Origin of the sequence: Chelativorans sp. YIM 93263 (assembly GCF_028767125.1) — a bacterium.
In the GTDB taxonomy this organism is placed as follows: Bacteria; Pseudomonadota; Alphaproteobacteria; order Rhizobiales; family Rhizobiaceae; genus Chelativorans.
The window spans coordinates 33311-55293 of the sequence record NZ_JAKCWP010000007.1 but is presented as its reverse complement, the minus strand read 5'-3'; the positions used below and the strand labels follow the sequence as shown (position 1 = coordinate 55293).

The following is a 21983-nucleotide window of genomic DNA, read 5'->3' as shown; positions in this document are numbered from 1 at the left end:
CCAAGAAAGGAGGATAGTACCATGAAGAAATTGTTGATTGCCGCAGTGTCGGCCCTTGGCCTGTTTGCCTTGGCTGCTTGCGAAGGCGGTGAAGCTCCGCCGGACGGTGATGGCGCCATGGACGGCGGCGCAGGGACGACCGATCCGGCCCAGCCGGCTCAGTAAGGCTCCGTGCGATGCCAGTAAAAAGGGGCGCTCTGCGCCCCTTTTTATTTCCCGTCTTGTTCCAGAATTCCAAGACCGCCCACGATGGCAGAGACCAAACTGCTGGCCATCGTTTTCGGGGCTGTCGGTTTATGACCGAGCCCATGCTATAATTCAGCGTTCCGGCAACACACCGTCAACAGGATGTTGTGTGGCGTTGTTGGCGAAATGGCGATATGGAGCCGGATCAATGTCAACATCAGCAGGAAATTTCATATGTCCGATACGGCTCTCCTGGCGCTCGGCCGCGTTCTTCTAGCGACCATTTTCATTATTTCCGGGTTCGGAAAGCTGACCGATATCGGTGGTACGGCGGGCTACCTCGGCAGCCTGGGGCTCCCGCTGCCGATTGTGACAGCCTGGATCGTCGCTCTGATCGAGTTCGTCGGTGGGATCGCGGTTCTCGTTGGTTTTCAAACGAGGGTCGCCGCGTTTGTCCTCGGACTTTTCACGATTGGCACGGCCCTGATCGGCCATTTCGATTTCGGCGACCAGGGCCAGGTCACGCAATTCATGAAAAATCTCGCGATTGCAGGCGGCTTTTTCGTGCTGACGGCCCACGGCGCCGGTGCTCTGTCTATCGACGCTCGTCGCTGACCGGCATCTTCGAGGCTTGCCCGTGGGCGACCTCGATGACCGTAAGATGCCTCTCACTTTCCGGTGAGAGGCAACATCACGGGTGTCACAACCTGGTGAGACCTCCTCGCACGCGTTGCGGACCGCGGTCAGAAGGGTCATGTAGGTGCAATCGCTTGCAGGACCCACAGGTATGTCTGAAACTGAAACAAGCTTAGAGAATAACAGCAAAAAGCGCTCTGTCTGGCGCTTCCTGCCATTGCTCTTTGTCGTTTTGGTGCTCGGCTTCGTCTATGCGATGGGCTGGCACACTCATCTTACCCTTTCCCGTCTGGCGGAAAGCCGCGCGGTCCTCGGTGCCTATGTGGCTGCCTACCCGCTTCTCGCTCCCACCCTGTTTGCACTCCTATACATAGCTGCCGTTGCGGCCTCCTTGCCCGTGGCCTCCCTGCTGACGATTGCTGGAGGATTCCTCTTCGGGTGGGTTTTGGGCGGGGCGCTGGTCATCGTTTCCGCCACGATCGGCGCGACGCTGCTTTTTCTGGCGGCGCGCACGGCGTGCGGTGATTTCGTGAGGCGGCGGTTGGGGAAACGTGCCACCCGTGTGGCTGAGGGGTTCGAGAAGGACGCGTTTGGCTACCTCTTGATTTTGCGGCTAGCTCCGGTTTTCCCCTTCTGGCTGGTCAATGTCATGCCGGCCGCGTTCAATGTCCCGATCAGAACCTATGTCGGGGCGACGGCGCTGGGCATTGCGCCGGGAACATTCGCCTTTGCTTATCTCGGGCATGGACTGGAGACTTCCCTGGTTTCCGCGGCGGAATCCGGCCAGGACCTGATGCTCGGCGATCTGGTAACTCCGCAGCTCACACTTGCATTCGCTGCGCTCGCTGTTGTCGTTGCCATTCCGGTAATCGTAAAGAAACTGAGCGCGGCGAAACTCCCCTGACTGCATGAAAGCCCGTTTGGGATCTCGCTATTGGCTGCGCCGCGGCGCCCGTCACGCGTCCTAAGCTTTAGGAGTAGAATTTCATGGCTACATTGCTGAAGCCGGATGTTTGTGTGATTGGCGCGGGCTCGGGCGGACTGACGGTCGCGGCCGCGGTAGCCGCGTTCGGCGTGCCCGTCGTGCTGATCGAGCGCGGCAGGATGGGTGGCGATTGTCTTAACTACGGCTGCGTGCCGTCGAAATCCATGCTGGCAGCGGCCAAGCAGGCGCAGCGGGTTTCCCATAGCGCGCGCTTCGGTGTGGCTAATGTCGATCCTCAGGTCGATTTTGATCAGGTGATGCAGCACGTACGAGATGTCATTGCATCCATAGCGCCGCACGATTCGGTCGAGCGCTTTACCGAGCTCGGCGTCAAGGTCATTCAGGAAGAGGCGCACTTTCGGGACGCCGGCACGGTCGTCGCGGGAGACTATGAGATTCGCGCTCGCCGCTTCGTGATTGCCACCGGCTCCTCGCCTATGGTGCCGCCGATTGCCGGGCTCGAAACCACTCCCTACTTCACCAACGAAACCATTTTCGAGCGCACTGAAAAGCCGGAGCACTTGGTCGTCATCGGTGGCGGGCCGATCGGTTTGGAGCTTGCGCAGGCGCACCGCCGGCTGGGCGCTCGTGTAAGTGTCGTCGAAGCGCAAACCGCGCTCGGCAAAGACGATCCGGAACTGGCGTCGGTCGTCGTCGAAACGCTGCGGGAAGAAGGCGTGAAAATCCTCGAAAACGCCAAGGTGCAGCGGGTAGAAAGCCATGGCACGTCCGGCGTTCGGATCCATGTCGAGCGCGACGGCAAACCGCTGACTATAGAGGGCTCACACCTGCTTGTGGCGACGGGGCGGCGGGCCAATGTCGGCGCGCTGGCGCTGGAGCGCGCCGGAATCGACTTCGATCCCAGCGGTATCAAGGTTTCGAACAAGCTGCGCACCACCAACCGCCGCGTCTATGCCATCGGCGATGTCGTCTCGGGCGGACTGCAGTTCACGCACGTGGCCAATTATCACGCGGGGCTTGTGGTGCGCGCACTGCTGTTTCGCCTGCCGGCTATGGAAAAGCGGGACATCATTCCCTGGGTGACCTATACCGATCCCGAACTCGCCCATATTGGCCTTACAGAAGCGGATGCACGAAAGCAGGGCATGGCCGTTACAGTGCTGCGTAGCCCGCTTGCGGAAAACGATCGTGCACGAGCCGAGCGGGCGACCGCCGGTTTCATCAAGCTCGTTGTCGGGCGGGGGGGGCGTATTCTCGGAGCTTCGATTGTCGGCAGTGAAGCGGGGGAGTTGATCAGCTTTTGGTCCCTGGCCATCTCCCGCCGCATGAAGATCCAGGACATCGCCGCCTACGTTGCTCCCTATCCGACTCGCTCCGAAATCGGAAAAAGAGCGGCCATCGGTTATTTTTCCGGAATGGCTGCCAAACCGGCAGTGCATGGACTGATACGCTTTCTGCGGTTATTCGGATAATCTCCAGTGCGGCATAGAGCCGCCACCGGGTGAGAATCGGGAAGCGGCATGGCTGGCGGGCAGGAGCGCGAAACGAGCGGGGCGGAAAAGACGCAGTCCGGCGCTGTCCCGTTGACGGGAGGACTTTCAACCAAGCTGCTCCTGCTGACCATCCTTTTCGTCATGGCTGCGGAAGTGCTCATCTTCATACCGTCTGTGGCCAATTTTGGCCTGGAGTGGATGAACCAGCGCCTGCGCACGGTGGCGGTGGCCAGCATCGTCCTGACCGATGGCGGCCAGACGCAGGGCCTCAGCCCGGAAGCCCGCCGCGAGCTTCTCATAACCACTGGCGCCAAGGCCATCGCCGTTCGCGACGGAGGCACTTCGCGGCTGATGATCGTCTCGGAAATGCCGCCGCAGGTCGATCTGCACATAGACCTCGACGGCATAGGTCCGCTGGAAGCGATTCGGCAGGCTTTCGATACGATGTTATTTGGCAGCGACAGGATTATGCGCGTTTATGGCCGCGTCGGGGAAAACCCAGCCCAGTACGAGATCGTGATTGACGAGTCCTATTTGCGTTCGGCCATGCTGATATACGCGCGCAATGTAGCACTTCTCTCGCTGATCATTTCGCTCTTCACCGCCACTTTGGTCTTCTACGCGATTAACCGCATCATGATCCGGCCGATCCGCGCGATGACGCAGTCCATGCTGGAGTTTGCGGCCGCACCGGACGATTCAGGCCGTATCATCAAGCCGGAGAACCGGAATGACGAGATCGGCGTCGCCGAGTATGAACTGGCGGACATGCAGGCAACCCTCCATCGTACGCTCGGTGAGCGCAAGCGTCTGGCCGATCTCGGCCTCGCGGTCTCGAAGATCAACCATGACATGCGCAACATGCTGGCTTCCGCGCAGCTCATGTCCGACCGGTTGTCCATGATCGACGATCCCACCGTGCAGTCTTTGGCTCCGAAGCTGGTGCGCACGCTAGACCGAGCGGTTTCCTACACGGAAGGTGTGCTTGCATATGGGCGAACCCAGGAAGCACCGCCGCAGCGGCGCCGGCTCCGTCTTCGTCCGCTGGTCGAGGATGCGCGGGCGATGCTCGCCTTCGATCCCGGGCGCGAGATAGAATTCGTCAACGATGTTTCGGATGACCTCGAAATCCACGCGGACAGCGATCAGCTCTTCCGCGTCCTAGCCAATCTCTGCCGGAATGCGATCCAGGCGATGGCGGTAGAATCGGATGTGGTGGTCGTGCGCAAGCTGACCGTTTCCGCGGAGCGCAAGGACGGTGTCGTGCGGATTCTGGTCAGGGACACCGGCCCCGGCTTGCCGGAAAAAGCGCGCGAAAATCTCTTCGCCGCCTTCCGCGGCTCGGCCCGCAGTGGGGGCACGGGCCTGGGTTTGGCCATTGCCAACGAACTCGTGCGTGCCCATGGCGGCAAGATCGATCTGCTCGAGAGTAGACCGGGACACACCACCTTTGCGATCAGCATACCTGATGGCGAGAGTTGATATATTCCTTGGTATATCAGCCTTTAGCTCACGGCAGGTGAATTTTCCGGAGCCCGCATTTGGATAAGCTGCAGGAAATTCACATGACCGCTTGCTTTTGCCGTCTTCAGTCGTTAGGTAGGCGGCGTTCGCTTTGAGCAGGCGCTTGCGCCTACCGGAGCGGTCCTCTGCGCCCGTAGCTCAGCTGGATAGAGCACCAGACTACGAATCTGGGGGTCGGGAGTTCGAATCTTCCCGGGCGCGCCATTTCGCTTTTGTCCATTGCAGCGCTATTTTGCTTTTGGCAACTATGTTGCCGTTGAGGCAGTGTTGTTGACCTTTTAAGCAAAACTGTTCGTGCCCAGATGTCGATGGAAGGCAGTCGGTGGTTGCAAAGGGTTTCTCCACGAACCAGCAGGTTTGACCTGAAGCAGAAGTTTGCTCCGCACTTCAAAGATCTCAGCTGCGCGCCCATCTACGACATTCAACGCCCTGATGGCTGTCCTGTAAGTTGCCGTTCATTTCAGATGTCTTCCAGCTGTGGTTTCGAGAGGTCCTTCGGATACATCTGCTTGTAGAGCGCACGCTAATCCGCCGGTTCGGGGAAGAGATTGCTCGCAGGCAAGGTTCAGGGTGACTTTCCGGAACGTGTGGAACTACCTGGTTGGCCAAGTGGAAAGCGCTTGCTCAGCAACAGCCTCTAGCATGTCTCGGGTAAAGCCGGCCTTGGCCTGCACTGCCATTCCGTGACCGACAGCCATCACGAATGCCGCAAGCGCATCAGGTTTGGCCGTCTCGGATAAATCGCCCTCTGCCTTTGCGCGTTCGAAGCGTTCACGAAGTTGCGCCTCTCCCGCGGCGCGAACATCTATCAACGCGTGTCGTATAGGCTCCGCTTCATCCGACCCCGCCAAGGCTCCGTTGATGTTAAGACAACCTGGATGGCTGGGATAACGTGTATGGAGATCGGCTGAACTGTACAGGATGTGCGCAGCAACTTCCCGCGCCGTCGGGCGCTGAAGCGCCTCTGGAATGAAGTCCATGTACCGCTCGTAGTAGCGAGCCAGGGCTCGGCGGAAGAGCGCTTCCTTGTTGCCAAAGGCGGAATAGAGTGCCGGCCTCTCCACACCGGCAGCCTCGGTGAGGTCGGTGTAGGAGGCCCCCTCGTAACCCTTGCGCCAGAAGACGCACAGTACAGCGTCGAGCGCCTTCTCCACGTCAAATTCACGATGGCGTCCCATCAGCACACCTCAGCATGTTTTCATAATGGCCGTTAATAAACTACTTGACAGCTCGTGTCCAATTTCATACCGTTCATTATAGTAACAGTTATTACGAAATCAAAGCGCTTCCACCTGCCAAGGGACGAGGAAGTGTCCTGATCGTGTGCCGAAAGGGTTCTCATGTCGAACGCGTTGAAGGACAAGGCTGCTCTGACCGCCGGGGAGTCTCTGGGACTTGGAGCTGCGGCCGCCTTTATGCCGGTGGCCCAGGGTACTGACGTTGCGATCGGCTGCGTCACGTCAGCAATAGAAGCAGATAGAAGCAGAGGCGGTCATTCAACAGTTGAAAAAGACCGGCGTGCACGCCATCGCGATTAACACCGATCAGGCCGACATGAATGTCGGCAAGCCCTCGCTCTGCGGCGGCGGCTTATGACGACCATCGGCATCATTGGCGCCGGCGAGGTCGGCAGCCAGATCGCGCGTGCGGCCACTGCGATCGGCTACAAGGTCGTCATCGCCAACTCCCGCGGAGCCGAGACCTTGAAAGGTCTTGTCGCCGAACTCGGGCCCCGCGCTTGGGCTGCGACTGCGGCCGGCGCCGCAGAGGCGGGCGACTTTGTCGTGGTGGCCGTCCCCCTGAAGCTCGCCAACGATATGCCTGTGGAGCAGCTCGCGGGCAAGATCGTGCTCGACACGAACAACTACATGCCCTGGCGAGATGGCCAGTTCCCCGTCATCGACTCCGGAGAGAAGACAGTTCACGAACTCCGCCAGGAGCAGCTGCCCACTTCGAAGGTGGCCAAGGCCTTCACCCACATCCAGGCGCCCCCCTCTTCATCTTGGCCAAGCCGCCTGGTGCTCCCAACCGTCATGCGCTTTCGGTTCCGAGCAACTACCCCGAAGCCGTGGAACTCGTGACGCGGCTGTACGACCAGTTTGGCTTCGACACGGTCGACAACAGTCCACTCAGCGAGTCCTGGCGCAGCGGCCCAGGCCAACCCGCCTGGATCGCGCACGAGCACCAGACCGCGCTGGAACTGAAGGCAAACCTCGCCAGAGCGCGACGCATCACCCAGCCTGAGGGCACCCAGCGTGCCTGCAAGTAATCAGCCAACCGGACAAGGACGTCCAATTATGCACAGAGAGGTTATTTCATGCAGAAGACATTGATAGGCAAGGTTGCACTCGTAACTGGCGGGTCGCGCGGGCTTGGAGCGGCCACTGCCGAAGCTCTCGCCGAACAAGGAGCTGATGTTGCGGTCAGCTATGTGGCGTCTGCCGAGAAGGCCGACGTCGTCGTCGAGAAACTAAAGGCAAAGGGCGTGCGCGCCGTCGCGATCAAAAGCGACCAGGCCGACCTGTCATCCGCCAAGACCTTGATCGACGCAGTCGTCTCACACTTCGGCCAGCTCGATATCCTCGTGAACAATGCGGGCATCGCGGTTCAGGGCAAGAAGGTCGACGACCCGCAACTCAATGCCGATGAACTGGACCGCATGTGGCACGTCAATGTGCTCGGCGCGGTGGCGACAACGCGGGCCGCGGCGCAAAAGCTGTCGGACGGTGGACGTATCATCTTCATAGGCTCGGCGATTGCCAGCCGTACCGCGTTTCCGGGCGCGGCGGACTACACGGGCACCAAGGCGGCAATCGCCGGGTATGCGAAAGCCATCGGACGTGATCTTGGCCCGCGGAACATCACCGTGAATGTCGTGCAGCCAGGCATCATGCCAACGGACATGGCGTCGGCCACAGCCCACAACGTGCCGGAAGCGGTGATGGATCTTCATGCGATCCGCCGGGTCGCAACCGTGGAAGAGGTGGCCGCGACCGTTTGCTTCTTCGCAGGTCCGAACGCGGACTACATCAGCGGAGGCGCCCTGGATGTGGCCGGCGGATACCAGATCTGAGCGGCGAAGATCGGTCCAGAGATAACTTGAAGCCTCACGCGCAATCAAAGGAAGAACGATGAACCAGAAGTTTGGCGCAAAATCGACCGCCGACGATGTACTTTCCGGCATCGACCTCAAGGGAAAGCACATTCTCATTACCGGCATCTCCTCGGGCATCGGGCTCGAAACTGGCCGATCGCTGGCCTCTCACGGGGCCAGCATTGTCGGTGCGGATTTGGACCTCGCCAAAGCCGAGCCGGCCACCGCACTGGTCTGTGAGGACGCGCTGCAAGGAGGTGGCAGCCTGGAATTGATCGAGCTCGACCTGGGATCACTAAGCAGCGTACGCGCCAGCGCGGATAAACTCTTGGCTGACGGCAAACCATTCGATGTTATCATCGCTAATGCCGGCGTTATGGCAACGCCCTTCGGACGGACGGTCGACGGCTTCGAAATCCAGTTCGGGATCAACTATCTTGGACATTTCGCTCTGGTCAATCGGATTGAACCGCTGCTTGCCGATGATGGGCGTCTGGTGATGGTGTCGTCACAGGCTCATCGGATCGCCGATGTCGATCTCGCCGATCCGAATTTTGAGCGGCAGACATACGATCCATGGGTCGCCTATGGCCGCTCGAAGACGGCGACGTCTCTCTTCGCAGCGGAGTTCGACCGCCGGCATCGCGATCGTGGCATCCGGGCTGCGTCGGTCATGCCGGGGAACAGCGGTGGTACCGGCCTCACCCGCCATCTGTCACCGGAAGACGTGCAGGGCCTTCTCGCTAATGTTGGAAAAGCGCGTGCCGACGCGGGTCTTCAGCCGGCAGAGCTAAAAGAAGTCCCACAGGCGGCAGCAACGTCAGTCTGGGCCGCAGTCGTGGCGAACAAAGACGAAATCGGGGGGCACTATCTCGAAGATTGTTCGGTCGCACCGATTGATGACTCACCCAATCCATTTGCCGATGGAGTGAGGTCGTATGCACTAGACGCTGAGAAAGCTAAGCAACTTTGGGCGAAAAGCGAGGAATTGATAAGCGCGGCGTCGTAAAGACGATCCCGCACATCCGAACGCGATGACCTCTTCCATTTTCGTGCGCGGCTAGACGGCTCGCAGGACCAGCCAGGCAACTGTGAGCCGTCTAGTTCATTAGGCGATGCCGCAAGTGGTCGCGAGGTGAATGCGCGCGGGTTGTTTAGACTAAGTCACCAGCAACTTCTCCACCAATCAACGTTCAGAAATCGCCCCAATTTGCGACAGCGTTTACTATCCGTTCGTCCAACACCTGCCGGTCAGCGTTCGGCCCCTTCTTGTCGGCAAAGCGCTCCAAGTTGGCCGTTCAGGCGCCTTCGCCACTTCCTGAAAGGAGACCCTGCCTACGACGCGTTGGAACTCGCGGTTGCGGACAAAACGGGCGCCAAGCGTTGATTGTCGCCGATGGCGATCTACCCATCTTCTCCGCAAGTGGTTCGGTGCCACCTTCCTCCGCCGTCGTTGGATGCTTCGCCTGCGCCCGTATATTGACGGAACTGGAAGAAGTCAGCGGCGAGAGCCAAGCCGCGACTTCATATCCACTGTGACCCGTTTCCGGCTGGATGGAGTGTCACTCGTGGGTCAAGCAATACCACAGCTCAATATTATCGCCCGGAGAATCGGTGCAACTTGCGGTGCACCGGCAAGGCAAGGGCGCTTGCCTTCCAGTTCGTCTTTCGAGAGCCAACCGTCCCCCTCACCTCCGGCCTCCTGTACGATGAGCAGTCCAGCCAAGCAGTCCCAAGCGCTAAGTGCCGGTTCGTAATAGCCAAGGTAGTGGCCGGCTGCGACATGGGCGAGGCTCAAAGCGGCCGAGCCATTGCGCATGTAAACGGCCCCGGCTGCCTTACCGTGTTGATAACCTGTCCTATGTGGTCCGCATGATCCGCCTGGCTGGATCCGATTGCCACCAGCCCTCCGGCAAGCGGCGTTGTTGACCCTGTAATCCAGCGTTTCTGCCGCTTCCAAGACCTTTTCACGTGTTTGGGGCGAAACACTGGCGCCCTGCGTGAATGGGCGTGAGACCGCTGAGCGGGCTACTCCCGCCAGTTGCGCCACGTCGTCGGATGTGGGTTGTCGTCCAGCCTGCCGGATTGTCGATGCCAGCCTCCACTCTCCCGGCGCTCATATCAAACGCTTTTGTACGAAACCACTTTAGAACCGAAGAGCGCGCAGTGACGCGCAAGCGCTCAACTTTGGTTTTGAAACCGTCAATATTGAGTCTATGCGCCCCTTCCTCGAAGGCGGCAACAGCGGTCAGAGGCCTTGATCGTCATCACCATGTGCAATTCCGAGCCGGGTAAGCTCCATGCTGAGCTGCCGCAGCTTCTGCCGCGCCTCAAGGTCGTAGGCCTGCGCATGTGCACGCGCCTCCCTTTGGCCATCGAAATAACGTCCGGAGATGGCAGTACCCGCACCGTTGACCATTGCCAGAACGGCATCCGCTCCCACATCGACAGGGGTCATCGGACGGCCGCCTGCGGCGCGAACCAGTTGGTTTCCATCAGGCTGCCTGGATGAAGGCTCGCGCTCGTCACGTTCGACCCACTCCACTCACGGGCAAGATCAAAGGAATGCATAATGTTCGCCAGCTTGCTTTGGGAGTACGTGCGATACCCATCATAGTCATGCTCGAGCATCACGTTCGCGAAGTCGATCGGCCTTTGGGACGCGGACGCCACGTTGATCACCCGTGAAGGGCCCATCCGGCCCAGGCACGGGCGCAGAATCCAGGTCAGCAGGAAATGTGCGAGATGGTTGATCGCGAAATGAAGTTCGTGGCCGTCCTCGCTCACCCGCCGCTCTCCACCGCAATGCCGGCATTGTTGATGACGACATCAATGTGGGCATGCGCGCCGGCAATCGCTTCCGCCATACGGCGGACAGCATGAAGCGATGCGAAGTCCGCCTGATAGAAGATCGCAGATCCACCCGCGGCCTCGACCGCGGCAACAAGAGCATTGCCGCGAACAGCATTGCGTCCATGGACGAGCAGAAGCACACCGGACGAGGCCAGACGCTCCGCGGTCCGGCGGCCCAGACCATCCGTCGCGCCGGTAATGAGTATTGTTCGTTGTGCAGTCATCGCCAAGTGATCCCTGTCAAGATCAGCTTCTCTTGGGAAGCTCCAGGTTGTGGTGTTTGGATCAATCTAAAACCAAAAGGCGCATCTGGCGGTGCCGAGCCGCTCAATCTTGGTGCAGGAACCATCAATGCCGCAACTTGAACTAACGGTTGCGTCGGGGCTCGTGATGCCTCCGCCTGGATCTGTCCAACCGGCTAACTCACCGCGTCAGCTGCGGCGCGGCCCGATTTTGCCGGCTTCGGAAATTGTCGCACGTGTCGACCTGAGAACCTCATCCGACAAAGAATTGTTTGCCTTTGCCACAGCGCGCGACACGACGATGGCGCCGATTTGCGCCGCGACAGTGGCAATAGCAAGCCGCCTTCTCTCAGGTTGGGGGATTTGATCTTCCAGGGACTCTTCAAGCGCGTTTGCGACCCGCTCGAAGGCACTTGCAAACCTGGCACTGACGTCCTCTCCTTGTCTTCCAATCTCACTGGCGGAAGCTGTCATCGGGCAACCGCCGGTCAAATTGTCACGCGCTCGGATTGAGAACAGATCGGTGAGGTGGTCCTCAAACGAGCGGCGTTCATCAGGCGCCGATGCTCGGGTGCCTTCGAGGTTTCTCTCAAACCCGTACGAGAAAGCTTCGGCCACCAGCGCATCTTTCGACGCGAAGTGCGCATAGAGCGCACCATGGGTCAGCCCGGCCGCCTTTGCGACCTCCGCTACGCCGACTCCATCAATTCCCCGCTGCCGAAACAGCTCGCTTGCTGCTCGGAGCAGCGCAGCCCGATTCTCGGCAGCTTTCTCTTTCGAAACTCGCATCTCACGGTCCTATCCGTTCACCATGCCATTTTTATAGTTGCGCTCGCCACGAAAGTCACTAAGATTGCAATCGCAATCAAAAGGCAAGGTCGGTTCAAACGTGAGCTGACTGAGGGGCCGGTCGCGCCTCGCCTTGGTCGGGCGTTTGAGAAGGAGATATCGCCTTGCGCTACAAAGTTTTTGGTAAACATACGGGCCTGCGGGTTTCCGAGTTCGTGCTCGGGACCGCGAATTTCGGAACGAGCTGGGGGCATGGCACCGATGCGGATGAGGCCCGCCGCATCTTCGACACATACGCCGACGCAGGCGGCAACTTCCTCGACGCGGCCAACGGTTATCAGGACGGGCAATCCGAAGAGTTCCTGGGCGACCTGCTGTCAGGCCGGCGCGACAACTTCGTGGTGGGCACGAAATACACCTGCATCACTGACTCGAGCTCGGGCATTCTCGTCACCGGCAACAGCCGACAAGCCATGGTCTCATCCGTCGAAGCGAGCTTGAAGCGGCTCAGGACTGATCGAATTGATATCCTTTATGCCCATGTCTCGGATGGCGTCACGCCGCTCGAGGAGGTCGTACGGGGCTTCGATGACCTCGTTCGGGCGGGTAAGATCCTTTATGCAGGTCTTTCCAATTTTCCCGCATGGCGAATCGCCAGGGCTGCGACCATTGCCGAGCTTCGCAACGCCGCCCCAATCGCGGCTCTTCAGGTCGAGCATAGCCTCGTCGCCCGGACTGCAGAGCGGGAGGTTATGGAGGCCGGTCATGCGCTTGGTCTTGGCATCGTGGCCTTCTCACCGCTCGGTGGTGGCGTCCTTACCGGAAAATACCGCAAACCCGACCGCGAGAAGGGACGCCAGGAGGGTTTCGCCGGGGCCGCGTTCCATCCTGAAAACTCGCCGCAGCGCACCGCGACCCTCGACGCGTTGATTGCGGTGGCCGAAGAGGCCGGCGTCACGCCGAGCGAGGTAGCGATCGCCTGGGTCGCCGCCAAGGGTTCGCTTCCCATTCTCGGACCGCGTACTCTCGCCCAACTCGAGAACAACCTTTCCGCGGCAAAGGTGGTGCTGTCGCCCGAGCAGATTGCGCGTCTCGACGCGGTGAGCGCGCCCGAGCCTGTCTACCCCTACACGGTGCTCGATGATCCGCGAATCGGGTCTCTGATTACGGGCGGAAACTCCGAAAAGATCGAGATGCCCGCAGGACCTGTGGCGTAATCCCGCTATCCGTAGAACGAGGATGTATTGATGATCACTCTCTACTACAAACCAGGTGCGTGTTCGACTGCAAACCATTTCGCCTTGGAGGAGGCTGGAGTCGAGTATGAAGCTATTCGCGTCAATCTCAGTGATCTAGACGATCCGCTCTCGGACAAGGTGCGCAAGCTGAATCCGATGGCTATGACACCGACTATAGTACTCGATGACGGTACGGTGCTGACGCAAAATGCGGCGACGTTGCCGTTCATTGCCGATCTTGCGCCCGAGAAGAACCTATTCCCAGCGCGGGGTACAATCGAGCGGGTGCTGGCAGAAAGCTGGCTGTCGTTCATCGCCTCCGATCTGCATCCCAGAATGGTGGAAATCGTGTGGGTATGGGCGGAAGAAAACGATGCGGCGAAAGCCAAGCTGCGAACCTTCTATGACGATCGGGTTGCGCTGCCCCTGAAGGTTCTCAAGGATAGGCTCGCGGACAGGCCTTTCATCCTCGGTGATCAGTACTCAGTCATCGACGGCTACGCTCTCATCGTCCTGGATTGGTCGGTGCTCGGCGATCTTTCGCTTGAAGATTATCCCAACATCCTGGCCTTCATGGAGCGGGTAGCATCGCTCCCCGTGATTCAGCACGTCCGGCGACTCGAAGGTCCGCTCGACTGGGCCTTCGATCACGAGGACATGGTGTCTGGGGCTGAGAACTGATCGAACAGTTCGCGACCGCATTGGCCTGATCCTCAGATCAAGGCAAATGTCCGGCGTAGGGGTGGCAGCGGAATGGCCGCTTATCGCTTGGCTCGACCCGAAGCCGGCCAGTCCGCATCCGGCCCCTCAAGTCGCCGATCGGCGGCTTGGCCGGGCTCTTGATTTGGGATGCGCGCTTCGCGATCGCGCAGTCTGGCTTGCGCGGCGCGGTTGGACCGTTACGGGTGTCGATGTCTCCGAACGCGCTTTAGAGGCAGGAAGGAAAACGGCCGCTGAGGAACAGCCTGAGGCAACAGCGGCGGCGATCACCGCCAATACCGTATTCGAGCAATACCTGAACCCAGCACTTCGGTCGACACGCTCTAGGCTGGCTGCAACGGTGGCGATCACCGATTCACGCGACCGGCTGATCGTTAGCGGCATCTGGGCTGCATACCCACAGTGCCTATGGAACAGGTCAACGCGCCGTGCCGGGTTTCGGCTTCTTGTCAGTCCACTGCGGTGGCAGGCCGAAATTGGCCGCGGCGGCTCCGAATATCCCAGGCATTCGACCGAACGATTCACACGCGGCGTATTTCGGCTTTCCACCGAGCCAGGACCGTACCTTATGTCTCGACGGGAGCGAGATGTTCAGCATTTTCGGTTCTTTGCCGGTGATCAAAATCTCGGAAAAGTCACTCGCGAATGTCGAGGCGAGGCCATACGCGTCGCCTACTTCCGAATAACGGGGATCGTCCTGAATCGAGTTTGCACCGCGAGCCCATACCATTGCCGCGCGCTGGACACCGCCGCTATCAACTGCCTCTGCCTCGACCGCCAGCCCTCCAAGTCCGATGGGCAGGCGCGGTACGCTGACGAAGGGAACATCGGTAGGCAAGGCGAAACCACCGCCTACGGTTACTGCCGTTGCAATTCCCGCCATTGTCTTGTTGGTGGGAACGACATTGGTGATGACGGATCGGATCATGAGATCCGCCGGCCGGCCGGCCGGAACCATCTGATACTTTTCGCTTAGTGCCACACAGAGCGCCCGGTCCAGTGCATTTGAAACCAACGAGCGATCGGCTTGCGATTTAACGCGTGATGCGGCGTTCGACGCGAAGGTCGTTGGTATGATGCTGGCCGTTTTCACCGCGGCCAGATATTGCCCGTCAACATACAGCCGCTTCTTGCCCAACCTTCCCTCAGGCGCTCCGAGATTGGCGTAGGAGGTGAGCGTTCCGGCCTCCTTCATGGGCACGGAAGCACATCCGGCTACCACCAAGCTCAGGGGTAAGGCCAGACAGAGAGTTCTCAATGGAAACTTTCGCTTGGGGCCGACAAATCGATGGAATGATCTAGTGAATAGATTGCTGAGCACGTTTTCTGACCTCCGTCGCGAATGTTCCAGGCGACCATGCGAACGAAGGATTGCCGCAGCATTACATCTCGTCGATACGGCGAGTTCGGCGGTTCCGTCAAAGCTGAATTGCCACGGCCGTCCCTGTTGGGTGGCTCGTGATGCTGATTTGACCCCCGTGATTTGCAACGATCTGCTTCACCAGGCTCAAGCCGAGACCCGCGCCTTCGCTTTTGGGAGCAACGCGATAGAAGGGTTCGAATACTAATTCTCGGTGCTCCGCCGGTATGCCAGGCCCTTCGTCGGTCACGTTGATCTGGCCTCCGGCTGAGACTGAAACCGTGATCATTCCGCTATTGCCGCCATGATCGATCGCATTGCGAACCAGATTGCTGACCACCCTTGGCAAAGCGGAAGGGCTCCCACTGCGTTCGACGCTTTCGACTTCACTTTCAAAAGAAATCTGGTAGCCGGCCGCAATCGCCAGGGGCGCGAGTTTGGCAACGACGGTTCGCACGATTTCGACGAGATCGACCGTTTCATGGAGATCGGCCGCCTGGTCGTTGCGCTCAAAATCGAGAAGCTGTTCGGCCGTCTCAGCCAGTCGGGCAACGTCGTCCAGCAGTCGTTTTCGTTCCGGTCCGTCGGGCATCCCGTCGATCCGCGTCTGCATGATCGCGATCGGTGTTCTCAGTTCGTGCGCTGCATCGATCAGGAAGCGCTGGCGCTTCTTGATCTCACTCTCAAGCCGCCCCAATGCTCCATTGAACGCGATAACCAGAGGCGCGACTTCTTGGGGGATGCCGTCCACCGGGAGGCGCGCGCCGTGCATGCGCGGTTGAAGCTGCGATGCTTTACGCGCGACCTCACTGACCCTTTCAAGTGCCCGTCGCACTATCCGAGGCACAGCAAGAAAGATCGCCGGCAAGGCCAATGCGATCAAAGACCCGTAGAACGGATAGCTCCTGGCCAAAAGGGCAAGAACGGGCCAGCCTTTGTTAGCCACGCCGCCAAACAGAACGCGAACCTCACCTGCCGCTGTTTCGACGTTTTCGATCGTCGCGATCTCGTTTGTCGCGGCGGACCCGCGTATATCTGCGTCATTAAAAAGATACACCAGATGAGTGAGCGCGGCATAGGCTGGGGGGACCGGGCCATAGGAAACGGAAGTGCCAGCCGTGGTGGCCGCAACATACCAAAGCCCTCTGTTCTGCTCCTTGAGCGCCTTGAGCTCCGGCGTCTCCAGCAGTTCCATTCTTCCTTGGCTATCGTTTACTACAGCCCCGGCTATCACCGAACCAATCTTCTCCTCCATGGCAATGTTCGGCGACATGATCGTGGTAGCCCAAATGCAAAGCCCTATGATCACCGAGGCGACCACCGCAACGATGACGAGACTGAGTCGCCAGCTCAGCTTCCACCAAAGTGACGGGTTCGATCTCATCACGCCCATTATTCTTCCTTCAGGAGATATCCGACACCCCGGATATTGTGGATCGTCACGCCGGCGCCGGCATCCAGAAGCCGCTTGCGCAGCCGGGAAATATGCGCATCAAGCGCGTTCGACTGAATTTCGTCTTCGTAGTTGTAGACCGCCGCTTCAAGTGTCGATCGCAGGACGGTTTTTTCCTTCCGCTTTGCGAGTGCCACGAGAACGAGGAGCTCGCGTCTGGGCAGATCGAGCGAGACCGAATTGATCGTGACGTTCAAGTGTAGCGGATTGATCACCATCCGCCCGGCAACGATGCTCGGTTCTACCAGATTGGACGGCCGTCGAAGCACGGCGCGCACACGCGCCATCAGCTCCTCGACAAGGAAAGGCTTGCCGAGATAGTCGTCGGCGCCAATATCCAACCCCTTGACCCGCTCCAACGGCTCATTTCTTGCCGTCAACACGATGATCGGTGTGTCTGTGCCCGAACGTCTCAACTTTGGAATGAATGTCAGCCCTTCACCGTCAGGCAAGCGGCGATCCAGGAGGATCGCGTCGTAGGCATGCTGGCGCGTAAGTTCGAAAGCGTCCGCAAGTTGCATCGTATGATCGGTGACGATGCCCTGCTTGGCCAACGCCGCCGACAGCGCGTTCGCCAACTCCCGCTCATCCTCTATCAGTAGAAGTCTCATCCGTCCTTCGCTTTCTCGCCTCCTCCTTGTCTGCCGCCAAGATTGCAGCAGCATTGCGGGAATAGAAGGACGATCAGGTAATGCTGCTGCAATCGTTAAAGCCTAGCAACGGGAATGCCCGGTCGCGAAAGCGCGACGCGACTACCCGAAGGAACATCGGTATGGCTGTTAAATGGACGATGAGATTGGCCCCGGCAGGAACGCTTCTGGGAGCCGACTATCTCGCTGTCGGCTATAGCGATTCTGCACACCGAACGATCGGTGAAAACGAGCGCCCGGAAACCATCGTAGAGGCGGCTGCGGCACGCCAGCACGAGCGCCCCCTCAAACTCACGCCTTTGGAGATCGCGACCATCCAGTCCACTTTAATGGTGGAGCGACTGCGCGTCAGCGGAGAACTTGAGCCGATCAATCGTGCCACCTTGCACGCGAAGGATGGAGGCTGGATCCTTGAGATCCGCGCACGCGAGGGGCACGCGGTCGAGGCAGGCGTTGTGCTGCTGCGCTTCGACACCGAGGAATTTCAATCGATCATCGAGCAGCGGGAGGGGCATTGAGACACTCCAGAGGCGGAGCTGCTCCTTGTCAGACAATCCCTCCACAGGACCGAACAGCCTGACCCACCGGCTTTCTCGAACAGCGCAGATACATTCGGCGCGGACACGAACTGCAACCACCAGCTTAGGCAAGAACATGACCTATAGGACTTTTCTCCGCCTTCTCGGCAGTTTTCTCCCCTCTGCCATCATATGGGGAGCGCTGTTAGGAGGCCCGCTCATAATTTTTTTCTTTCTCTGAAGACGCTTCGCCATTGGACAGATATAGAGCCAGTGGTGCCCCTTCACGGACGGCCTGCGAATACAGGCCGCCCTGGTTCCGGCTTAGGGCTTGAGGGTCGTGGCGACCGAGACCTTGACGTCGAACTCGTAAGGGGCATGCGCCTTGCTCAATCGGTCGAAGCGTTTCCACACGCTGTTCCAGTTGCCGAAACGCTCCGGCAGTGCCCGCCAGGGCGACACCGCAGAGACGCCGCTTAAATCAACCGAGCTGCGCCAGAGCCTCCGCTTCATCAGAGCGCCAGTTATCTTAATGCCCTGCAAGGGTAATGGAACGGCTCGCTGCTGCCGGTCGGCTATCGCGTCGTTGCGGCCGAGCAGCGCGGCGCGAAGGGTCAAGAAAAGCTCGAATCGACGCGTTGCACGCCGACACCATCCGCCTGATCTAACGCCTTTCGCCCCACCTGAGACATTTAACACTCGGAATGGCGATCCCCTGAGCTGCCGTTCGCATCAAATGACTTCAGCCATCCATCGCGGTGCAGTAAGCCCTGGCGGTGTCCATCCTGCCATCACTGGCGCAGCAGGGTGAGTAGATCGGGACAGCAAGCCCTGCCGATCTGACTAGCCTTTCGCCTATGGCGCGGGCTTCGAGCAGCAGAGGTCCAAGGGTGGCGCCATTGCCCCCATATTCTTTGTTTGGGATGCAGTTATGCTGCGCCCGTTGCAGTCCGTCAGTCAGAACCTCTTGCTGATCTCGAGGCCGAAGGCGTGATCCTGCTGATCGCTGCCAAAAGACGTGCGGTAGTCGAGCACGGCCGACCAGTCCTGAGGGAGTTCGGCATCAAATGAAAGGCGGAGCGTCGTATAGCTCTGGCCGGTCGGCTCAAACTCAAAGACATAGGGCAGGCCGTCGAGATCGGCGTAGCCGAGACCTACGCGGCTCGAACCCGCGAAATCGTGGGTGTATTCCACCCGCACGCCGGGGGTGAGGGTGCCCCAGTCCAGCACGAAGGTATAGTCTGTCCGCATCCCGAGCACACCTGACAGCGTGTCGACGTGCTGATCGCTGTAACGAAGCGCGAACATGCCGCCGTCGTCCTCGGTAAAGCCGTTGAGCCAGGAACGGGAGAGCTCAACCCGACCGTAGGGCGAGACGAGCCAGGTCTCGTCGCGGATCTCGTAGGCTGCAGTCACCGAACCGAAGAGCTGATGGCCGGAGCGGCTACCAGTGGCAAAATCTCTGCTCGTCGTGATATAGCGAGTGCTATCGAAATCGAGCCAGCTCCCGCCGATCAGTCCATCGAGGAAGAAGTTCTCGAAGGGTTTGTAGCTGCCATAGATTGCGGCGCTGTAGGCGTTGGCGCTGGTTTCGGTGCCGTTTTCGCCGACGTCGGTCTTGTCACGGCTGTATCCGACGCCGAAGCCGCCGATGAACTGGCTCGTGAAGCGATAATCGATGCCGCCACTGATCCCGACATTGGTGTATTCCAGATCAATTGTGCCGTCGCGCTCGCCGAAATTGACGAATCCGCCAGACCAGACCGCATAGTCCCCGAGATCAATGCCACCTACATCTGAAGAGGGCACCGAGGACAGGTCCTCCGCAGCCGCCAGAGCGCCGGAGCCACCGAGGCCATGCGGCCCATAGCCGAGGAGCCCGGGGGCGCGCTCGTCGAGATCGCCCGCGGCGGCGTGGCGCGAGTTGTCGATCAGTTCCTGGATTTCGAGATTGCTTGGGTCCTGCTCCTGCGCAAAGCTCAGGCGAACATTCATACTGTTGCTGCGCCGGTCGCCCTCGTCGTGCAACTGCTCGAGGCGGTCATTAAAGTTACGGGTCTGGACCTCGGCAAACCGCTTGGCTGCAACGACCTGCGCCGTTAAGAGGCCGATCACCTCCAGGTCCTGCGAGGGATCGGGCCGCGCCAGGACATTGAAGGTGATAATGCCGGGCGCCGAGGGACCGGCGGCGTTGGACAACGTGTAGCGTACGCTCGACGTGCCTGCATAAGTCGGGCTGGATTCGAAGATGAGCCGGTAACTCTGGCCGTCCTCTTCGATACGGGACACCCCGGCGTCCTCGTCCGAAACGTCAACGATCGCCACGTCTGTGAACGGCCCACCGGTCGCGCCTTCCGTCAGTTCCACGCTGGCCGTCTCGCCGGCATAAATCTCGACCGTCCGGGAGGCGACGGTCGGCACCGACGGCGCCCGCTCGACGCTGATGGAGTAGGTGAGGGTGGTTGTGCCGTCCTGCGCGGTTACAACAACGGGGATCGAAGTCGAGCCAGCCGGCAGCACGACGGCCGGACTGGCGGTGCCGGAGGCGACCGTCTGTGCGTTTACGGTGATCGCGGCGTTTGGTTCAGCCGCAGTCGGCGTCAGCGTTAGCATCTCGACCTCTTTGCCGACTGCGATCGTGTAGCTGAAGGTGTTGGCGTCGAAGGCCGGATCGAGCGTCCCAGCGCTCGAGACCAGCCCGACAAGCTCCGCATTCGAGGAGGCAGCACGGGTCACAACGACTGTGTAGGTCTGTCTCGTCCCTCCATCAGCGGCCGTGACGGCGACGGTGATTGTGTTGGCTCCGATCGCGAGCGGGATCGCGGGGCTGGCGCTGCCGGAGTTGACGGTCTGCCCGTTGACGATGATTGTGGCGTTCGGATCAGACGCTGCCGGCGTGAAGCTGATCGTTTCAACCTCGTTGTCAACAGCGATCGAATAGCTGGAGGTGTCCGAATCGAAGGCGGGATCAAGTGTACCGGCGCTTGGGACGAGGCTCGACAGGTCGGCATCGGCCGAACCGCCGCGTGTCCAGAGCGCTCCAGATGTAAAGCCAACAGCCGGCGGATTGCTGACCGCGTCGGCAATCGATCCATTATTCAGCACGTCAACGCGCAACGTGCCGACACCGGATACTCCATTGATTGTGACATCGTAGGTGATGTTATCCGCCGTGGAGATGTCACTAATGCTCCCTGTGGCGGACCCCGTTGTGGTGAGCTCAAAATCCGCGCCATCGTCACCTGTGACCGGCTCGGAAAACGTGACTACGAAATAAACCGTAGTTGCATTAGGTGCCGGAGTGCCGCCCACCGTGCTCGAAAGCACCATCGGCGCCACGGCATCCACGTGCATCCCACTTAGATCCGGAACGTTGTTGAGCGTCAGATTGGCAGCGGTTCCGCCAGAACTCTCGATTGTGCCGCCATTCAGCGAGATTGCAGGTCCAAGGTCAATTCCGCTCGGAGCGAAATCGCCAGATTGGACGGTGTAACGGAAGCTGAGGGTATCTGTGCCGCTGCCGGCGACCAGGGCAGCGGTTTGCGCCGCGCCACCGATATCCAGCGACAGGCCCGGTGTTCCCGTCACCGTCACAGGCTGGTCGAAAACGACGGTGAAAGTTAGATCGTCGCCAGCCTTGTAGGTGCCTTTGGCAGGTCCGGTGACGGAGGAAACGATAGGCGCTGCGGGGGCACCTGTCACGACCAGGGTCATTACGGCTCCCGGACCTCTTCGTGCACACCACGTGCTATATTCTGCGCAAGTGAAGTACCGGACCGTTCCACCCTGAACAAAGCCTTCACCCCTAAAAGTCCAACGGAAATTGGGGTTCGGACTTTCTCGAATGCCGCCCTCAAAATTCTGCATCGCCGATATGTCACTAAACTCGACGCCAAATCCCTGATTGGAGCCATCGACATGATCGGCGAAACTAACGCTCACCAGGGAGGCTCCATAAGGCACTTCGACCGTGAAATCGCGGGCCACGATCTCGTCAGGTTCGGCGCGGGTGACTATTACCGTATAGGTTTGGGTGGTGACGCCGTCCTGGGCAGTGACAGTGACCGGTATTGCCGTCGATCCCATCGAAAGCGAAATCGCCTGGCTTTCGCTGCCGGAAATCACGAGTCGTCCATCCACGGTGATCGTCGCATTGGCGTCGTCGGCCGCGGGCGTCAGCGTGATGGTGTCGATGCTGTTGGCAACCGCAATGGTGTAACCGAGAGTGCCAGCGGCAAAGGCTGGATCGAGAGTACCAGCGCTTGGCACGAGAGCCACAAG

At 59.7% G+C, this 21983-nt stretch carries 23 protein-coding genes and 1 tRNA gene; 13 read left to right on the top strand and 11 right to left on the bottom strand.

Features of this window, described 5'->3' with window-relative positions; translation table 11 throughout:
• The first annotated feature begins 21 nt into the window (after nt 1-21).
• The 6 genes from LY631_RS14610 to LY631_RS14585 all read left to right on the top strand — a co-directional run bounded on the left by LY631_RS14610 (nt 22) and on the right by LY631_RS14585 (nt 4989).
• On the top strand, nt 22-165 hold the full coding sequence (locus LY631_RS14610; protein WP_274426320.1) for a hypothetical protein: 144 nt from the start codon (nt 22-24) through the stop codon (nt 163-165).
• Between the two features lie 255 nt (nt 166-420).
• Entirely contained in the window at nt 421-801 is a 381-nt protein-coding gene (locus LY631_RS14605) for a DoxX family protein (protein ID WP_274426319.1), read from the top strand.
• A 172-nt stretch (nt 802-973) separates the two neighbouring features.
• Nucleotides 974-1726, top strand: coding sequence for a TVP38/TMEM64 family protein (locus LY631_RS14600; protein ID WP_274426318.1), 753 nt, complete (start codon nt 974-976; stop codon nt 1724-1726).
• Between the two features lie 83 nt (nt 1727-1809).
• Nucleotides 1810-3240: a dihydrolipoyl dehydrogenase family protein gene (locus LY631_RS14595; RefSeq protein WP_274426317.1), complete on the top strand. Its 1431-nt coding sequence runs from the start codon at nt 1810-1812 to the stop codon at nt 3238-3240.
• A gap of 48 nt (nt 3241-3288) precedes the next feature.
• Nucleotides 3289-4743, top strand: a complete 1455-nt coding sequence (locus LY631_RS14590; protein WP_274426316.1) for a sensor histidine kinase — start codon at nt 3289-3291, stop codon at nt 4741-4743.
• A 169-nt stretch (nt 4744-4912) separates the two neighbouring features.
• A tRNA-Arg gene (locus LY631_RS14585) sits at nt 4913-4989 on the top strand.
• A 389-nt stretch (nt 4990-5378) separates the two neighbouring features.
• Here the strand turns inward: LY631_RS14585 and LY631_RS14580 are convergent.
• On the bottom strand, nt 5379-5963 hold the full coding sequence (locus LY631_RS14580) for a TetR/AcrR family transcriptional regulator (protein ID WP_274426315.1): 585 nt from the start codon (nt 5961-5963) through the stop codon (nt 5379-5381).
• A gap of 414 nt (nt 5964-6377) precedes the next feature.
• On the opposite strand from LY631_RS14580, the gene LY631_RS14575 reads away from it, so the two are divergent.
• From LY631_RS14575 to LY631_RS14560, 4 genes are read left to right on the top strand one after another with little or no spacing between them, the layout of a single operon-like run.
• Entirely contained in the window at nt 6378-6866 is a 489-nt protein-coding gene (locus tag LY631_RS14575) for an NADPH-dependent F420 reductase (RefSeq protein WP_274426314.1), read from the top strand.
• The gene (locus tag LY631_RS14570) at nt 6854-7054 is read left to right on the top strand and encodes a hypothetical protein (protein WP_274426313.1); all 201 of its coding nucleotides are present in this window, start codon (nt 6854-6856) and stop codon (nt 7052-7054) included. The genes LY631_RS14575 and LY631_RS14570 overlap by 13 nt, the downstream gene beginning before the upstream one ends.
• 48 nt (nt 7055-7102) lie before the next feature.
• Nucleotides 7103-7858: an SDR family NAD(P)-dependent oxidoreductase gene (locus tag LY631_RS14565; protein ID WP_274426312.1), complete on the top strand. Its 756-nt coding sequence runs from the start codon at nt 7103-7105 to the stop codon at nt 7856-7858.
• A gap of 58 nt (nt 7859-7916) precedes the next feature.
• On the top strand, nt 7917-8888 hold the full coding sequence (locus LY631_RS14560) for an SDR family NAD(P)-dependent oxidoreductase (protein ID WP_274426311.1): 972 nt from the start codon (nt 7917-7919) through the stop codon (nt 8886-8888).
• A 564-nt stretch (nt 8889-9452) separates the two neighbouring features.
• On the opposite strand, the gene LY631_RS20515 is transcribed toward LY631_RS14560, so the two are convergent.
• The 5 genes from LY631_RS20515 to LY631_RS14540 form a co-directional block, all read right to left on the bottom strand.
• Complete coding sequence (locus LY631_RS20515) at nt 9453-9929, bottom strand: inositol monophosphatase family protein (protein ID WP_445082892.1); 477 nt, start codon at nt 9927-9929, stop codon at nt 9453-9455.
• 198 nt (nt 9930-10127) lie between these two features.
• Nucleotides 10128-10337 carry a hypothetical protein gene (locus LY631_RS20375; protein WP_338000442.1) on the bottom strand — a complete coding sequence of 70 codons (210 nt, stop codon included), beginning with the start codon at nt 10335-10337 and terminating at the stop codon, nt 10128-10130.
• Nucleotides 10334-10666 (bottom strand): hypothetical protein, encoded by a 333-nt coding sequence (locus LY631_RS20370; RefSeq protein WP_338000441.1) that lies wholly within the window; start codon nt 10664-10666, stop codon nt 10334-10336. Before LY631_RS20370 ends, LY631_RS20375 begins: the two co-directional genes overlap by 4 nt.
• Complete coding sequence (locus LY631_RS20365) at nt 10663-10956, bottom strand: SDR family NAD(P)-dependent oxidoreductase (protein ID WP_338000440.1); 294 nt, start codon at nt 10954-10956, stop codon at nt 10663-10665. Before LY631_RS20365 ends, LY631_RS20370 begins: the two co-directional genes overlap by 4 nt.
• 207 nt (nt 10957-11163) lie before the next feature.
• Nucleotides 11164-11763, bottom strand: a complete 600-nt coding sequence (locus LY631_RS14540; protein WP_274426310.1) for a TetR/AcrR family transcriptional regulator — start codon at nt 11761-11763, stop codon at nt 11164-11166.
• 164 nt (nt 11764-11927) lie between these two features.
• Between LY631_RS14540 and LY631_RS14535 the strand changes: the two genes are divergently transcribed.
• The gene (locus LY631_RS14535; protein ID WP_274426309.1) at nt 11928-12980 is read left to right on the top strand and encodes an aldo/keto reductase; all 1053 of its coding nucleotides are present in this window, start codon (nt 11928-11930) and stop codon (nt 12978-12980) included.
• A 30-nt stretch (nt 12981-13010) separates the two neighbouring features.
• Nucleotides 13011-13682: a glutathione S-transferase family protein gene (locus tag LY631_RS14530; RefSeq protein ID WP_274426308.1), complete on the top strand. Its 672-nt coding sequence runs from the start codon at nt 13011-13013 to the stop codon at nt 13680-13682.
• Between the two features lie 457 nt (nt 13683-14139).
• Here LY631_RS14530 and LY631_RS14520 read toward each other — a convergent pair whose 3' ends face one another.
• From LY631_RS14520 to LY631_RS14510, 3 genes are all read right to left on the bottom strand, one after another.
• Nucleotides 14140-15072 (bottom strand): DUF3313 domain-containing protein, encoded by a 933-nt coding sequence (locus LY631_RS14520; RefSeq protein WP_274426486.1) that lies wholly within the window; start codon nt 15070-15072, stop codon nt 14140-14142.
• A gap of 67 nt (nt 15073-15139) precedes the next feature.
• Nucleotides 15140-16474 carry a sensor histidine kinase gene (locus LY631_RS14515; protein WP_274426307.1) on the bottom strand — a complete coding sequence of 445 codons (1335 nt, stop codon included), beginning with the start codon at nt 16472-16474 and terminating at the stop codon, nt 15140-15142.
• Nucleotides 16474-17145 carry a response regulator transcription factor gene (locus LY631_RS14510; protein WP_274426306.1) on the bottom strand — a complete coding sequence of 224 codons (672 nt, stop codon included), beginning with the start codon at nt 17143-17145 and terminating at the stop codon, nt 16474-16476. The genes LY631_RS14515 and LY631_RS14510 overlap by 1 nt, the downstream gene beginning before the upstream one ends.
• A gap of 161 nt (nt 17146-17306) precedes the next feature.
• On the opposite strand from LY631_RS14510, the gene LY631_RS14505 reads away from it, so the two are divergent.
• The gene (locus tag LY631_RS14505; RefSeq protein ID WP_274426305.1) at nt 17307-17702 is read left to right on the top strand and encodes a hypothetical protein; all 396 of its coding nucleotides are present in this window, start codon (nt 17307-17309) and stop codon (nt 17700-17702) included.
• 324 nt (nt 17703-18026) lie between these two features.
• Here the strand turns inward: LY631_RS14505 and LY631_RS14500 are convergent, their stop codons facing one another.
• Entirely contained in the window at nt 18027-18320 is a 294-nt protein-coding gene (locus LY631_RS14500; protein ID WP_274426304.1) for a hypothetical protein, read from the bottom strand.
• 339 nt (nt 18321-18659) lie between these two features.
• Entirely contained in the window at nt 18660-21980 is a 3321-nt protein-coding gene (locus tag LY631_RS14495) for a cadherin-like beta sandwich domain-containing protein (protein ID WP_274426303.1), read from the bottom strand.
• Nucleotides 21981-21983 lie beyond the last annotated feature (3 nt).

Coding starts and splice junctions, on each gene's coding strand:
- LY631_RS14515 (WP_274426307.1), bottom strand. CDS start 16,474: ATGGGCGTGATGAGATCGAACCCGTCACTTTGGTGGAAGCTGAGCTGG.
- LY631_RS14510 (WP_274426306.1), bottom strand. CDS start 17,145: ATGAGACTTCTACTGATAGAGGATGAGCGGGAGTTGGCGAACGCGCTG.
- LY631_RS14610 (WP_274426320.1), top strand. CDS start 22: ATGAAGAAATTGTTGATTGCCGCAGTGTCGGCCCTTGGCCTGTTTGCC.
- LY631_RS14595 (WP_274426317.1), top strand. CDS start 1,810: ATGGCTACATTGCTGAAGCCGGATGTTTGTGTGATTGGCGCGGGCTCG.
- LY631_RS14505 (WP_274426305.1), top strand. CDS start 17,307: ATGGCTGTTAAATGGACGATGAGATTGGCCCCGGCAGGAACGCTTCTG.
- LY631_RS14565 (WP_274426312.1), top strand. CDS start 7,103: ATGCAGAAGACATTGATAGGCAAGGTTGCACTCGTAACTGGCGGGTCG.
- LY631_RS14575 (WP_274426314.1), top strand. CDS start 6,378: ATGACGACCATCGGCATCATTGGCGCCGGCGAGGTCGGCAGCCAGATC.
- LY631_RS20365 (WP_338000440.1), bottom strand. CDS start 10,956: ATGACTGCACAACGAACAATACTCATTACCGGCGCGACGGATGGTCTG.
- LY631_RS14590 (WP_274426316.1), top strand. CDS start 3,289: ATGGCTGGCGGGCAGGAGCGCGAAACGAGCGGGGCGGAAAAGACGCAG.
- LY631_RS14580 (WP_274426315.1), bottom strand. CDS start 5,963: ATGGGACGCCATCGTGAATTTGACGTGGAGAAGGCGCTCGACGCTGTA.
- LY631_RS14540 (WP_274426310.1), bottom strand. CDS start 11,763: ATGCGAGTTTCGAAAGAGAAAGCTGCCGAGAATCGGGCTGCGCTGCTC.
- LY631_RS14600 (WP_274426318.1), top strand. CDS start 974: ATGTCTGAAACTGAAACAAGCTTAGAGAATAACAGCAAAAAGCGCTCT.
- LY631_RS14560 (WP_274426311.1), top strand. CDS start 7,917: ATGAACCAGAAGTTTGGCGCAAAATCGACCGCCGACGATGTACTTTCC.
- LY631_RS14605 (WP_274426319.1), top strand. CDS start 421: ATGTCCGATACGGCTCTCCTGGCGCTCGGCCGCGTTCTTCTAGCGACC.
- LY631_RS14530 (WP_274426308.1), top strand. CDS start 13,011: ATGATCACTCTCTACTACAAACCAGGTGCGTGTTCGACTGCAAACCAT.
- LY631_RS20375 (WP_338000442.1), bottom strand. CDS start 10,337: ATGACCCCTGTCGATGTGGGAGCGGATGCCGTTCTGGCAATGGTCAAC.